General features: G+C 64.2%; 2 protein-coding genes. Both read right to left on the bottom strand.

All coding sequences use genetic code 11. The annotated features are described in order from the left end of the window. Nucleotides 1-45: 45 nt before the first annotated feature. A complete protein-coding gene (locus tag ACOZJV_RS33750) occupies nucleotides 46-8,706 on the bottom strand; it encodes an amino acid adenylation domain-containing protein (protein ID WP_421549521.1) in 8,661 nt (2,886 codons plus the stop codon). Beyond that, nucleotides 8,706-15,203: an amino acid adenylation domain-containing protein gene (locus ACOZJV_RS33755; RefSeq protein ID WP_421549522.1), complete on the bottom strand. Its 6,498-nt coding sequence runs from the start codon at nucleotides 15,201-15,203 to the stop codon at nucleotides 8,706-8,708. Before ACOZJV_RS33755 ends, ACOZJV_RS33750 begins: the two co-directional genes overlap by 1 nt. Between the last annotated feature and the right edge of the window lie 75 nt (nucleotides 15,204-15,278).

Consider the following 15,278-nt stretch of genomic DNA (forward strand, 5'->3'; position numbering starts at 1 on the left):
GTCGGTTCAGGCTGCCGCTGCGGACCATCCGCAGCGGCAAAGGGCTTACGGGGCCACCGTTTCCGGTTGCTCCAGCTGTTGCAGTGCGTCCTTGAGGAAGGCCGCTTGCTTGAGGATGTCGAAGTGCCCGGCCAGCAGTTGCTCGTTGGCCTGTGCCGCCTCGAGGCGCTGGTTCGGGTCGCTGGCGTTAGCCTTGGCCCACCAGCAATACGGGCGGCTGCGGGTCTCGGGCAGGGCGTCCAGTTGCAGCGACAGGGCCTTGAGTTTCATGGCCACGCTGAAGGTATGGGCCAGCTCATCGCTGCTGATCCCGGCGTAAGCCGAGGCGCTCGCCAGGGCCTGCTGCACCCCGGCGATCAGCGGCTCCAGGGTCGCCAGGTCGCTGTGGGCGCGAAGGCTTAACGGCGGCAGCTGGTGCGCCGGCAAGCCGAAGATCACCGCGAGGAAGCTGCGCAGATCATCGCTCCAGTCGTCATTGTCGACTTCGGGCGTCAGGCTCGGCACAAAGCTGTCCACCAGGCCCAGGAACTCCACCTGTTGCCCCTGGCTCTCCAGCTCCTGGGCCACCAGCAGCGCCAGGGTGCCACCCAGGGACCAGCCCAGCAGGTGGTACGGGCCGTCAGCCTGTTTCTGGCGAATGTACTGGGCATAGTCGATGGCCATGGCGCCCAGGGATTCGTCCTCCCAGTGACGGTCCAGCAGCATCCGGCATTGCAGTCCGTAGACACTGCGCTGGCCTTCCAGGCGCCGGGCCAGGGGCTCGTAGTCGAACACCGTGCCGAAGCCGGCGTGCAGGCAGAACAACGGACGGCGTGCCGCCACCCGGCTGTTGAGCAGCAGCAACGGATCGAGGCTGTTGTGCGCCTCGGGGTCATAGCCCGACAGCTCGGCAATGGTCGGCTTGCCGATCATGTCCCGCAGCTTCAGCTCGATGCCCAGGTCGCTGCGTCCACGGACCTTGGACAGGACCTTGAGAATCCGCAGGGAGTCGCCGCCCAGCTCGAAGAAGTTATCGGTGACGCCGACCTGCTCAAGCTCCAGGACCTCTTGCCAGATGCTGGCCAGAGCCTGTTCCAGGGCATTGCGCGGCGCGACGAACTCCCGTCCCTTGAAATCCGGGTCCGGCAGGGCCAGGCGATCCAGCTTGCCGTTGGGGTTCAATGGCAAGGCCGCCAGGACCAGGATCTGCGAAGGCACCATGTAGTCGGGCAGTTCCCGACTCAAGGCGTTGCGCAGTTGCTCACCCAGGCTCGGGTCCGGGGCGGCGACCACATAACCGATCAGTTGTTTGCCGGCGCCGGTTTCCCGGGCGACCACCACGGCGTCCTGCACCAGGGCTTGATCGCGCAGGCGGGCCTCGATTTCCCCCAGTTCGATGCGAAAGCCACGGATCTTGACCTGGTTGTCCAGGCGCCCGAGGTAGTCGATCACACCGTCGACGCGCTGGCGCACCAGGTCGCCGGTGCGATACAGGCGGCTGCCATTGGCGCTGAACGGGTCGACAACAAACCGCTCTGCACTCAGGCCGGGGCGCTGGTGATAACCCCGGGCCACGCCTTCGCCGCCGATATACAGCTCGCCCGCGACCCCATTGGGCAGCGGGTTGAGCTGCTCATCGAGCACGTACAGGGTACGTTCCCCGATGCGTGTGCCGATTGGCGCGTAGACCGCGCCGCAGTTCTGGTCAGCTTTGACCTTCCACAGCAGCGGGGTCACGACCGTCTCCGTCGGGCCGTAGCCATTGGTCAGGTAGGCGGGCTTGAGGGCGCGCTTGACGAGCTCGAAGTTGGCTTCGGCCACCGCATCGCCGCCGAAGCAATAGATGCGCACCGGCGGTGGCGCCTGATCCTGGCTTTCGGCGTACTCGGCCAGTTGCTGCAGGTAGGCCGGCGGGAAGCAGGCGATGCTGATCTGATGGGCATGCAGTGCGTGCCAGGTTTCTTCCGGGGTCCACAGCGGGTTGCCGCGGACCACCAGTTGGGCGCCGCTGAGCAGGGTCGCCAGCCAGCGTTCCTGGGCGCCGTCGAAGGCGAAGGACATAAACAGCAGTTCGCGGGTATTCACATCCATGTCATAGCGCTCGGCAATCGCCTGGCAATGCATGCGGATCTGGCCATGGGACACCGCCACGCCCTTGGGTTTGCCGGTGGACCCCGAGGTGTAGATCAGGTACGCGAGGTTGTCGTCCAGTACGGCCGTGGCCGGGCAGGTCGACGGCTGTGCATCCAGTCGCAGCCGGTCGAGCTCCAGGCGTGCGGTCGAGAGGCCCTCGAAACGTGAAGCCAGGGCGCCCTGGGTGATCAGCACGCTCATGGCCGAGTCTTCGACGATCCACTGGATCCGCTCCGGCGGATAGTCGATGTCCAGTGGCACATAGGCACCACCGGTCTTCATCACTGCGTAGAAGGCCACGATCACGTCTACCGAGCGTTCCAGGGCGATGCCGACGAACACTTCCGGCCCCACGCCCTGGCTGATCAGGTAATGGGCCAGGCGGTTGGCGCGGGCTTCCAGCTCGCCATAGGTCAGGCGGCTATCGCCACAGACCACTGCCAGGGCATCCGGGCGGGTGCTGGCGTGGTGGCGCACGACCTCGGCCAGCAGCGGCTGGGAAGTGCCCGGGGCTGGCAGTTGGTTGCTTTGCAGCAGGGCGTGCTGCTCGGCGGCGGCCAGCATGCCGAGGCTGCCCAGGGTGGCGTCCGGCTGATCGAGCATGGCCAGCAGCAGCGTCTCGAAGCTGCGTCGGACCTGCTCGGTGGCGTCTTCGGTAAAGCGGTTGCGCAGATACAGGAACTCGATCTTCAGCGTCGTGCCGAGGTTGATCGCCAGGTCCATGGCAAAGTTGGTGACGTCGCGGTTGCTGACTTCGCCGAAGCTGAGCTGATTCTGCCCGGCTTCCTGCAGACGCTCATCCACCGGGTAGTTTTCGAACACGATGATGCTGTCGAACAGCGCCTGGCCGCCTTGACCGGACCAGCGCTGCACGTCGGCCAGGGAGGCATGTTCGTGATCACGGACTTCCAGGTTGTAGCTCTGCAGATCTTGCAGCCACTGGCCCAGCAGCGCCTGCGGCTGCGGCGCCTGGATGATCGGCAGGGTATTGATGAACAGCCCGAGCACATCTTCGGCGCCCGGCAGGCTGGCCGGACGACCGGCCACCGTGGCGCCGAAGCACACGCTTTCCTGGCCGGTGTAGCGCTGCAGCAAGAGCAGCCAGGTGGCCTGGATCAGCGTGTTGGGGGTCACTCGCAGGCGTTGGGCCTGCTCGCGCAGGCGCCGGGTCTGGCCTTCATCCCAATTCAGGTACAGCGCGGCATGGCCTTGCAGGTCGGCGGCAGGGCGCGGGCTCAGGCTGTTGGACAGCGAGGTCGAGCCGCCGAAGCCTTGCAGCTTGTCTTTCCAGAACTGCTCGAGGGTGGCCTGGGACTGATTCTGCAACCACTGGATATAGTCACGGTAGTGACCGCGAATGGCCGGCGCGGGGCGGCCGTTGTACAGCTCAAAGACCTCACCCAGCAGGCGCGAGCTGGACCAGCCATCCATGAGGATGTGGTGGCTGGTCCAGATCAGGTGATAGCGTTGCCCGTCGAGCTTGACCAGGGTCAGCCGGGTCAGCGGCGCGCGCAGCAGGTCGAAACCTTCGGCGCAGTCCTCGGCGAGCAGTGCCTCCAGCGCTTGCGGGTCGAAGGGGCGATCCTGCCAGTCGAGGATCCGGGTCGGCAGGGTGGCGCTCTTGTACACAACCTGCAGCGGCTCGGCGAGTTCGCTGGCCGACCAGAACCCGCTGCGCAGGATTTCATGGCGGGCGATGGCGCTGTTCCACGCGGCAATGAACCGCGCGGGATCCAGGCCTTCGACCGCGACGCTCATCTGGTTGATGTACAGGCTGTCGCCGGACGCTTCCAGGCTGTGGAACAGCATGCCTTGCTGCATCGGTGACAGTGGATAAAGGTCTTCCACCCGATTGGCCGGGACCGGCAGGCGGTCCAGTTGCTGCTGGGTGATGCGGGCGACCGGGAAGTCCGCCGGGGTCAGCCCCTGATGGCGAGGGTCGCAGCAGTGTTCGATGACCACCGCCAGTTCACGGGCAAAGTCGTCCGCCAGGTGCTGGATGGTCGAATCATCGAACATGTCGCTGCTGTAGCCCCAGCCGATCTTCAGCTCGCCACCGTAGACCTGGCCATTGAGGCTGAGCCAGTTGCCCAGGGGCGCCTGCGGGCTTTGATTGGCGCCGGTGCTTTCCTCGGCGGGGGCGAACAGCGCACCTTGGTCGCGATCGAAGCTGCCATCGAACTGGCCCAGGTAGTTGAAGGTGATCCGCGGTTCGGGCAAACGGCTCAGGGTGTCCCGGGTCTGCGGGTCCCCGAGGTAGCGCAGGGCACCGAAGCCGATACCTTTGTTGGGGATTGCCCGCAGTTGTTCCTTGATCTGCTTGATCGAGTCGCCGAGGTCGGCGGCCAGGCTCAACTTGACCGGGAAGACACTGGTGAACCAGCCGACGGTGCGCGTCAGGTCCAGATGATCGAACAGCTCTTCGCGGCCATGGCCTTCGAGCTGGATCAGGTTGCTGGAGTAACCGGTCCAGCGCTGGAGCACCCGTGCCAGGGCGGTGAGCAGCAGGTCGTTGATCTGGGTCCGGTAGGCCGCGGGGGCGTCTTGCAGCAGTTGTCGAGTCAGGTGCGGGTCCAGGCGCGTTTCCAGGCTGCGGCCATGGCGGTTCTGCAGGCCGCCGTCGGGGCGATCGCAGGGCAGCGTTGCCGGCACTTCCTGCAATTGCTCCTGCCAATAGGTCAGCTCTTTCTGCAAGGCTTCACTGCGGGCGTGGCCTTGCAACTGTTCGGCCCAGTCCTTGACGGCGCTGGTCTTGTCTTGCAGGGCCACGGCCTGGCCGCCCAGCAACTGGGTGTAGGCGTGTTGCAAGTCTTCGAACAGAATCCGCCACGACACCCCGTCGACCGCCAGGTGGTGCACCACCAGCAACAGGCGCTGACTGCCGTCCTGCAACGTGGCCAGCAGCCCGCGCAGCAAGGGGCCGGCGTGCAGATCGAGGCTGGCCTGGGCTTTTTCCGCCCAGTGTTCCAGTTCGTCGGTGTTGGCGACGCTTGCCTGCCAGAGCAGTCGGGTGCTCGGCTGGGGCGCCAGGAACGTCGCGCGCCATTGCCCCTGATCCTCGCTGAAACTCAGGCGCAGGGCATCGTGGTGGCGGGTCAGGTGCTGCAGGGTCTGCTCCAGCAGTTCGCCATCCAACGGCTTGGCGGGCTTGAGCATGACCGACTGGTTCCAGTGCTGGCGCTGGGGAATCGGGGTGTCGAAAAACATCTGCTGGATGGCCAGCAACGGCGTGGTGCCCGTGACCGCGCCCTGGTCGATTTGCCCGCTGTCCTGGGTGGTCTGGGCGACGTTGGCCAGGCTCCTGACGGTCTGGTGCTGAAACAGGTCCTTGGGGCTGAAGCGGATGCCGGCCTGGCGCGCGCGGCTGACCAGCTGGATGGAGATGATCGAGTCGCCGCCGAGTTCGAAGAAGTTGTCGTTCAACCCCACTTGCGGCAGTTTCAGCACGCTCTGCCAGAGTTCGGCGATCCGTTGTTCCAGCTCGCTTTGCGGCGCCACATAGGCCCGTTGCAGTTGGCTGGCGTCCGGCTGCGGCAGGGCCTTGCGGTCCAGCTTGCCATTGGCCGTCAGCGGCAGCTGCGGGATAAACAGCAGGTGCGCCGGAACCATGTAGTCCGGCAGCTCTTCCTTGAGCCGGGCCTTGATCTCATCGCGCAGTGCGCTGCTGGCCTCGGCCCCGTCCGGGGCACTGCTGGGCACCACATACGCCACCAGTTGCTGGCCATTCGGCCCGGCTTGGGCCAGCACCACCGCTTCGCGGATCAGCGGCAGGTGCAGCAAACGGGCTTCGATCTCTCCCAGTTCGATGCGGAAACCGCGGATCTTGACCTGATGGTCGATGCGCCCGGCGTACTCGATCACGCCGTCGGCGCGATAGCGCGCCAGGTCGCCGGTACGGTACAGGCGTTCACCCGGGGCGCCGAACGGATCGGGAATAAAACGCGTGGCGCTCAGGTCGGCACGTTTCAGATAGCCGCGGGCCAGGCCGGCCTGGCCGACATAGAGCTCACCGATGCAGCCTTTGGGCACCGGGTTCAAATGCGCGTCGAGCAGGTACCAGGACAGGTCGGGAATCGGTACGCCGATCGGGCTGGAGGCTTCCTGCTGCAAGTCGGCCAGGGTGATGGGGCGGTAGGTCACATGCACCGTGGTTTCGGTGATGCCGTACATATTGATCAACTGCGGCTGCTGGTCGCCAAACCGCTGGAACCAGGGGCGCAGGCTCTGCACTTCCAGGGCTTCGCCGCCAAATACCACATAGCGCAGGGCGAGGCTGGCCCCGGCCTGCTCGGGGGAGCAGGCCACTTGCAGCAGTTGCTTGAAGGCGGAGGGTGTCTGGTTCAGCACCGTGACGCCCTCGTCGCACAACAGCGTGAAGAAGTCTTCCGGTGAGCGGCTGACCTCCTGCGGCACCATAGCCAGCCGGCCGCCGTAAAGCAGCGCGCCAAAGATTTCCCAGACCGAAAAGTCGAAGGCATAGGAGTGAAACAGGCTCCAGACGTCCTGCGGGCCAAACTGGAACCAGCCCTCGGTGGCCTTGAACAGGCGCAGCACGTTGTGATGGGCGAGCAGGGCGCCCTTGGGTTTGCCGGTGGAGCCGGAGGTGTAGATCACATAGGCCAGGTTGGCCGGGTCCAGCGCGACCTGCGGGTTGGCGCTGCTGAAGCCATCCGTTTCGTGGGCATCGATCAGCAGGGTCCTGACCTGCGGTGGGATCGGCAGGCGATCCCGGACCTCGGCCTGGGTCAGCAACAGCGACAGGCCGCTGTCTTGCATCATGTAGGCCAGGCGCTCCTGCGGGTAGGCTGGGTCCAGCGGCACGTAGGCACCGCCGGCCTTGAGGATGGCCAGCAGGCCGATGATCATGTCCAGGCTGCGCTCGACCGCCAGCCCGACCATGACGTCCGGTCCGACCTGGTGCTCGATCAGGGCGTGGGCCAACTGGTTGGCCCGGCTGTTGAGCTGGGCATAGGTCAACCGTTGCTGGCCCAGGCTCACCGCAATGGCCTGGGGCGCGCGCTCGGCCTGGGCCTCGATCAGTTGATGCAGGCAGCGTTCGCTGGGGCAGTGCGCCGTATCGGGGTTCCACTGCTTGAGGTTCTGTTGCTGCTCGCTGGCGTCCAGCAAGGGCAGCTCGGCGATGGCTTGCTGCGGGTTGGCGACGATTCCCCGCAGCAGGTTCTGCCAGTGACCGGCCAGGCGTTCGACGGTGCTGCGGTCGAACAGATCCGTGGCGTAAGTCAGTGTCGCGGCGATGCCTTCGGCGGACTCCACCGTGTTCAGGGTCAGGTCGAACTGGGCGCTGGTGATTTCCCAGTCCAGGCTTTCGATCAGCAGCGGTTGCGGGTGCGTCGCTTTCTCGCTGCTGGCGTCCCGGGCCGAGCCGCGGTGGTTGTACAGCACCTGGAACAGCGGTGTAAGGCTCAGGTTGCGTTCCGGTTGCAGGGCTTCTACCAGATGGCCAAATGGCAAGTCCTGGTAGGCCTGGGCCTGTATCGCGGTGTGCTTGACCTGTTGCAGCAGGTCACAGAAGCGCAGCGCCTCGGTGAAGTCGGCCTTGAGTACCTGGGTATTGACGAAGAAGCCGATCAGGCCTTCGGTTTCAACCCGATTGCGGTTGGCCACCGGCACGCCGATGCGGATGTCGTCCTGGCGGCTGTAGCGGTGGAGCAAGGTCTGGAACGAGGCCAGCAACAGCATGAACGGGGTCACGTTTTCCTGCTGGGCGAGCTGCTTGAGGCCCTGACCCAGGGCCGTGTCGAGCACCATATCCAGGCGCGCGCCGCGGTAGCTCTGGACCGCTGGGCGTGGCCGATCGAGGGGCAGTTCGAGCACCGGTTGTTCACCGCCGAGCTGGTCCGTCCAGTAGGCCAGTTGCCGCTCGCGCTCGCCGGCTTCCATCCAGCGTCGTTGCCAGATGGCGTAGTCGGCGTACTGGATCGGCAGTTGCGCCAAGTCAGCCGGCTGCCCCAGGCTGCAGGCGGCATACAACTGGACCAGGTCGCTGACCATGACCTGCAGCGAGGCGGCGTCGGAAACGATGTGGTGCTGGGCGATCACCATGATGTGCTCGTGCGCCGCCAGCCGCAGCAACCTGACCCGCAGCAGGGGGCCCTGTTGCAGGTCGAACAGCTCCTGGGTCTGGGCATCGACGAAGGCCTTGATCACGCGCTCGCGGGCCAGTTCGTCCAGCACCGGCTCGGCCTGCTCGACAACGACCTTGAGCGACCACTGCGGAGCGATCACCTGCACCGTGCCGTCTTCGGTCTGTTCAAAGGTGGTGCGCAAGGTCTGGTGGCGCTCGATCAAGGCATTGAAGCTGCGCTCCAGCGCCTGGACATCCAGCTCGCCCTGCATGCGCAAGGCCACAGACAGGTGGTAGGCGGTGCTCGTAGGCTCCAGTTGCCAGAGAAACCACTGGCGTTCCTGAGCAAACGACAGGGGGATCAGCTCCACCTCCGATTGCACCGCAGGAATCGGCAGGTTGGCGGGTGAAACGCCTTCGCCGAGCATCTTTTCCAGGAACAGCTTGCGCTTGTCCAACGGCAGGGTGATGAACCGCTTGGCGATTCGTGCGGCCATATTCTGGTCCATCAAACTTCCTCCATTTCGTCGAACAGTGCTTCTAGCTTGCTCAGTTTCAGGGTGTCGATCGGGTTGCCGGACTGTTGCAGTTCGCCGGCCAGGGCGCCGAGGGTGGGTGACTGGAACATCTGTTGTGCGCTCATCTGCATGCCCAACTCCAGTTGCACCCGCGATACCACGCGTACCGCCAGCAGGGAGTGCCCGCCGAGCTCGAAGAAGTTGTCGTTCAAACCGATCGACTCGACGTTGAGGATGCTGGCCCAGATCGCTGCCAGTTGTTTTTCCAGCTCGCTGTGCGGGGCGACGTAGGTTCTTTGCAACAGGCTGATATCGATCGCGGGCAGCGCCTTGCGATCCAGCTTGCCGTTGGGCGTGAGCGGCAGTTTTTCCACGACCACCCAGTGCGCCGGGACCATGTAGTCAGGCAGGCTTTCGCTGAGCCAGGCCTTGAGTTTCAGGTGCAGGGCCTGGTGCTCGGCAACGGCTGGAGGTTCGACGGCCACGACATAACCCACCAGTTGTGGCCCGGCGTGGGTGTCATTGGCGACGACCGCCACCTCACGTACTTCGTCCAGTTCCAGGACCCGGGATTCGATTTCTCCCAGCTCGATCCTGAAGCCGCGGATCTTCACCTGGTGGTCGATACGGCTGAGGTATTCGATCACGCCGTCCTGGCGATACCGGGCCAGGTCGCCGGTGCGATAGACCCGCGCGCCCGGTGGCCCGAACGGATCCGGCAGGAAGCGTTCCGCCGTCAGCGCCGGCCGCTGGAAATAGCCCCGGGCCAGACCGTCGCCGCCAATCAGCAGTTCGCCTGCGGCGCCCACAGGCGCGGTGGCCAGGTACGGGTCGACGATGTACAGCGAGGTGTTGTCGATCGGGTGACCGAGGTACGGCGCAGGCTGCTGCGGACTCAAGGGGTAGACCGCCGACCAGATGGTGGTTTCCGTCGGGCCGTACAGGTTCCACACCTGCGCCGACAACCCGAGCATGCGCGCTGCCAGTTCCTCGGACAGCGCTTCGCCGCCGCACAGCAGTTTGCAGTTGCGCAGGGCCTCGTGGTGCGGGTGGTCGAGCAGCATCCGCCAGGTCGATGGCGTGGCCTGGAGCGCGGTGACGCCCTGGCGTTGCACGCTGTCCAGGATGGCCTGGGGGTCGAGGTTCATGCCTTGGCCGCTGAGGACAATGCGCGCGCCGACCTTGAGCGGCAGGTAGATTTCCAGGCCGAAGATATCGAAGGAGAAAGTGGTCAGCGACATCATGCAATCGCTGCTGGCCAGCCCCGGAGCCCGGGCCATGCTGGAGATGAAGTTGTTCAGCGCGCCGTGGCGCACCATGACCCCCTTGGGCTTGCCCGTGGAACCGGAGGTGTAGATGACGTAGGCCAGGTTTTCCGGGGAGAGGCGGCGGGTCGGGTTGGCCTTGTCATAACCCTCGAGCCAGGACGGATCCTGATCCAGCTCCAGGCTCTGCACACCTTCGGGGATCGGTAATTGCTCCAGCAGCGCGCGCTGGGTCAGCAGCAGCCGCAGCCCGCTGTCCTGCATCATGTAGAACAGGCGATCTTCGGGGTAGGCCGGATCCAGCGGCACATAAGCGCCACCGGCCTTGAGCACGGCCAGCAGCCCGACGATCATTTCCACGCTGCGCTCAAGGGCGATGCCCACCCGCACATCCGGGCCCACGCCCTGTTCGATCAGCTTGTGCGCGAGCTGGTTGGCCCGCTGGTTGAGCTGGCGGTAGCTCAACTGCTCGCTGGCAAAAGCCAGTGCCGGCGCATCGGGAGTTCTCTCGACCTGCTCTTCGATCAACTGGTGGATGGCCCGCTCCAGCGAATTGTCGACCGCCGTCGCGTTCCAGTGGTTGACCATCAGCTGTTGTTCACTGGCATCGATCATCGCCAGATCGCTGATGGCTTGTTCAGGGTCGCTGACCATGGTCTGCAGCAGGTTCTGCCAATGCCGGGCCATGCGCTCGGCCGTCGAGGGTGCAAACAGATCCGCGGCGTAGGTCAATACGGCATGCAGGCCTTCGCTGCTGTCGAAGGTGTCCAGGGCCAGGTCGAATTTTGCGGTAAGGCTGTCGGCTTCCAGGCTTTCGAGTTGCAGGTTCGGCAATTGCCTATCGGTTCGCTGTTGCAACTGCTCACTGTGATGGTTGAACAGCACCTGGAACAACGGGTTCTGGCTCAAGGTGCGTTCCGGTTGCAGGGCTTCCACCAGTTGCTCGAACGGCAGGTCCTGATGGCTCTGGGCATCCAGAGCGGTCTGTTTGACTTGCGCCAGCAACTGAGTGACGGACATCAGGCCGTTCAGTTCCGACTTCAGCACCAGGGTGTTGACGAAGAAGCCGATCAGGCGCTCGGTCTCGACCCGATTGCGGTTGGCAATAGGAGTACCGACGCGAATATCCGTCTGCCCGCTGTAGCGATGCAGCAAGATCTGGAACGACGCCAGGAGCAACATAAAGGGGGTAACACCTTCGCGGTGTGCCAGCGCCTTCAAGCCCTGGCTCAGTGCGGCGCTCAATGGCACATCGATTTTCGCGCCACGAAAGCTCTGCCTGGCAGGTCGCAGGTGATCGGTCGGCAGTTCCAGTGTCTTCTGCTCACCGCCCAGTTGCCCGACCCAGTACGCCAGCTGCCGCTCGCGCTCGCCTGCCTCCATCCATTGCCGCTGCCAGACCGCATAGTCGGCGTACTGAATCGGCAGCTCGGGCAGGTTCGGCGCACGCTGCTCGGTGTTTGCTGCATAGAGTTCGATCAACTCTTCGACCATGACCTGGGTTGACCAGCCGTCCGACACGATGTGGTGCTGTGTCAGCAGCAACAGGTACTCGTCGTCGGCCAGGGACACGAGCTTGGCTCGCAACAGAGGCCCTTGCGCCAGGTTGAATGGCTTGCGGGTTTCGTGCTCGATGCAGTCTTCGATTTGTTGGGGGGAGAGCGGCTGCACCGGTCGCTGATCCACACTCAGGCCAAGGAGTGCGTGGTCGGCGATGACTTGCACGCTGTGTTCGCCTTGTTCGACGAATGTCGTGCGCAAGCTTTCGTGGCGTGCCAGAAGCGCATTCAGGCTGTATTGCAACGCCTGGATATCCAACTCACCGCGCATGCGGATGGCGGCCGGAATGTGGTACGCGTTGCTCTCGGGGTAGAACTGCCATAGAAACAGCTGCCGCTCCTGGGCATAGGACAGTGGCAGCGGCTTGTTGCGTTCGACCCTTTTCAGCGGTGGCTCGCCGGCGGAAGTCGTGCAACCCAGGGACGCGGCAAACTCCGCCAGCCGGCTGTGCTCGAACAAGGTCCGCAGCGCCACCTCAAGACCCAGGCTCTGGCGCACCCGCGACACTACCTGGGTCGCCAGCAGCGAATGCCCGCCGAGTTCGAAAAAATCGTCTGTGAGGCCGACCTGCTCCAGCTTCAGCACGTCCTGCCAGATCGCCGCGATCTGCTGTTCCAGCTCGCTTTGCGGCGCCACATAGGCCTGTTGCAACAGGCTGGCATCGGGCTGGGGCAAGGCCTTGCGGTCCAGCTTGCCGTTGCCGGTCAATGGCAGGGTGTCGAGGAACAACAGGTGCGCCGGGACCATATAGTCCGGCAGTTCCGTGCGCAGTTGAGCCTTGATTGCTTCCCGCAGCTCGGCGTCAGCCGCCTGCCCCGGTTGGGCCACGATATAGCCCACCAGCTGTTGGCCGCTGGCACCGTCCATGGCCAGGACCACGGCTTCGCGCACGGCCGGCAGTTGCAGCAAACGCGCTTCGATCTCCCCCAGTTCGATGCGGAAACCGCGGATCTTCACCTGATGATCGATACGCCCGATGTACTCGATGACCCCATCGGCGCGGTAACGCGCCAGGTCACCGGTGCGGTACAGCCGCTCGCCATGATTGGAAAACGGGTCAGCAATAAAACGCGTGGCCGTCAGGTCGCCGCGATTGAGGTAGCCACGGGCCAGGCCGGCCTGACCAACATACAGCTCACCGATGCAGCCCTTGGCCACCGGGTTGAGGCTGCTGTCGAGCAAGTACCAGGAGAGATCCGGGATCACCTCACCAATCGGGCTGCTGGCGTCTGCCTGCAGATCGGCCTGGGTGATCGGGCGGTACGTCACGTGCACCGTGGTTTCAGTGATGCCGTACATATTGATCAGTTGCGGCTGCTGGTCGCCAAAACGCTGGAACCAGGGCTGCAGGGCTTTCACTTCCAGGGCCTCGCCGCCAAATACCACATAGCGCAGAGCGTTGCCGGATTCATTGGCGCAGGCCACTGGCATCAACTGCTTGAAGGCCGACGGGGTCTGGTTCAGCACCGTGACACCCTCGTCGCACAACAGCTTGAAGAAGTCTTCTGGCGAGCGGCTGACGTCATGGGGCACCACCACCAGCTTGCCGCCGTACAGCAGTGCGCCAAAGATCTCCCACACCGAGAAGTCGAAGGCGTAGGAATGGAACAGGCTCCAGACATCCTGCGGGCCAAAGTTGAACCAGCGGTCGGTGGCCTGGAACAGGCGCAGCACATTGTGGTGCGGGAGCAAGGTGCCCTTGGGTTTGCCAGTGGAACCGGAGGTGTAAATCACATAGGCCAGGTTGGCCGGGTCGATCGCCACCTGTGGGTTGTCCAGGCTGTAGCCAGCCAATTCGGGGGTGTCGAGTAGCAGCGTGCGCACCCCGTCCGGGATCGGCAGCGTTTTAAGCAGAGACGGCTGGGTCAGCAGCAGACGAATGCCGCTGTCCTCGATCATGTAGGCCAGCCGCTCCTGTGGATAAGCCGGGTCCAGAGGCACATAGGCACCGCCGGCCTTGAGGATCGCCAGCAGCCCGACCACCATCTCCAGGCTGCGCTCCACCGCCAGGCCGACCAGCACATCAGGACCGACGCCGTTTTCAATCAGTTGATGGGCCAACCGGTTGGCCCGCTGATTGAGCTGGCGATAGCTCAGGGACTGCTGCTCGAATACCACTGCCACGGCCTCGGGCGTGCGCTCGACCTGCTGTTCGATCAGCTGATGAATGCCCTGGGTGGCCGGGAATTCGACCCGAGCCGGGTTCCAGGCCGCGATGCTCGCCTGTTGCTCGGCAGTATCCAGCAACGCCAGATCGCCAATGCGCTGGTTGGCATCGGCCACCATCGCGTGCAGCAGGTTCTGCCAGTGCTGCGCCATGCGTTCGATGGTCTCCGGCCTGAACAGTGCACTGCTGTACTCAAGACTGGCGTGAATGGCCTGTGGTTGGTACTCGACCTCCAGAGCCAGGTCGAACTTGGCCTCTTGTTGCTCCAGGGGAAGAAACTCCAGCTGCAGTTCGCCCAACGCCATGGGGCCTTGTTGCGGGCCTGCGACACGCCAGTTGAACAGGGTCTGGAACAACGGATTGGCTTGAGTCCTGCGCTGCACGTGCAGGTCTTCGATAATCAGCTCGACCGGGTAGTCGGAGTGCTCCAAGGCGGCCAGGGACTCTTGGCGCAGACGCTGCAGGAAGTCGAGTGTGGTCGGGCTGTGATCCAGTTGCGCCCGATAGATCAGGCTGCTGACAAAAAAGCCAACCAGGTCTTGGGTTTCACTCTGGTTGCGGGTGGCGTTGGGTACGCCCACGGTGAAGTCGTGCTGATTGCTGTAGCGCCCCAGCAACAGTTGCCAGGCCCCCAGAAGCACCACGAACGGCGTGAGCCCATGAGCCTGGCAAAAGGCATTGAGGTTGCGGCTCAGCTCGGGAGCCAGGCTCAGCGAATGAGACGCCGCCGGGTGGCGGGTGTCCTGTGCCACGAGGAAGTCAGCGGGCAGTTCAAGAGGGAGGATTTCCTCGCCCAGGTAGGTTTTCCAGTAGGCGGCCGCGGCGTCGTGCTGGGGTGTCCGTGGGTAATCCCGGCGTTGCCAGCGAGCGTAGTCGTGATATTGGATCGCCGGTCGGGCAAGGCGGCCTGGATCGCCACTGCCAGCCAGTTCATAGGCTGCGCCCAGGTCTTGCATGAGAATCGGGTTGGACCACGCGTCCGAAACGATGTGGTGCATGTTCAGCAGCAGGACGTGCTCGTCAGGCGCCATCCTCAGCAGTGCGCTGCGAATCAGCGGCGCCTGGCTCAGGTCAAAGGCTCGCCCGGCCTCCGCGTCCAGGCGGGCGCGCAGGGTTTGGCTGCGTTGCGTCGGTTCCAGTGTCGAGAGGTCTTCCAGCGACAGCCTGAGCCGTGCCTCGGGAACCACGACCTGCCTGGGCTGCCCCTCGATCTCGAGGAAGGCGGTCTTGAGAATGTCATGTTTATCAATGATGTGTTGCAAGGCGTCCTGCAGCACGGTCGCGTCCAGTGCACCACGCAGCTGGATGGCACGCGGCAGGTTATAGGCACTGCTCTCGGGGGCCAGTTGTTGCAGGAACCACAGCCGTTGCTGGGCGAAGGACAGTTCACTTGGCCCTGACTCGGTCGCGCGCTGGATGGACTGTTCACTACCAGCCTCGTCGGCCATCAACAAGGCCAGCAGGTCGTCGTCAGGTAGTTGGTTCATTTGATTCATGATCGATCTCGTCGCCGTCGGCAGAGGAAATAAGCGTTGTCATGAAGACGAAGTGTGGCGGGGGGGATTTAGGCG

Source organism: Pseudomonas sp. QD4 (genome assembly GCF_049199125.1).
In the GTDB taxonomy this organism is placed as follows: domain Bacteria; phylum Pseudomonadota; class Gammaproteobacteria; order Pseudomonadales; family Pseudomonadaceae; genus Aquipseudomonas.

Excerpts from the sequence above, each read along its gene's own strand:
- ACOZJV_RS33750 (WP_421549521.1), bottom strand. The coding sequence starts at position 8,706 with ATGGACCAGAATATGGCCGCACGAATCGCCAAGCGGTTCATCACCCTG.
- ACOZJV_RS33755 (WP_421549522.1), bottom strand. The coding sequence starts at position 15,203 with ATGAATCAAATGAACCAACTACCTGACGACGACCTGCTGGCCTTGTTG.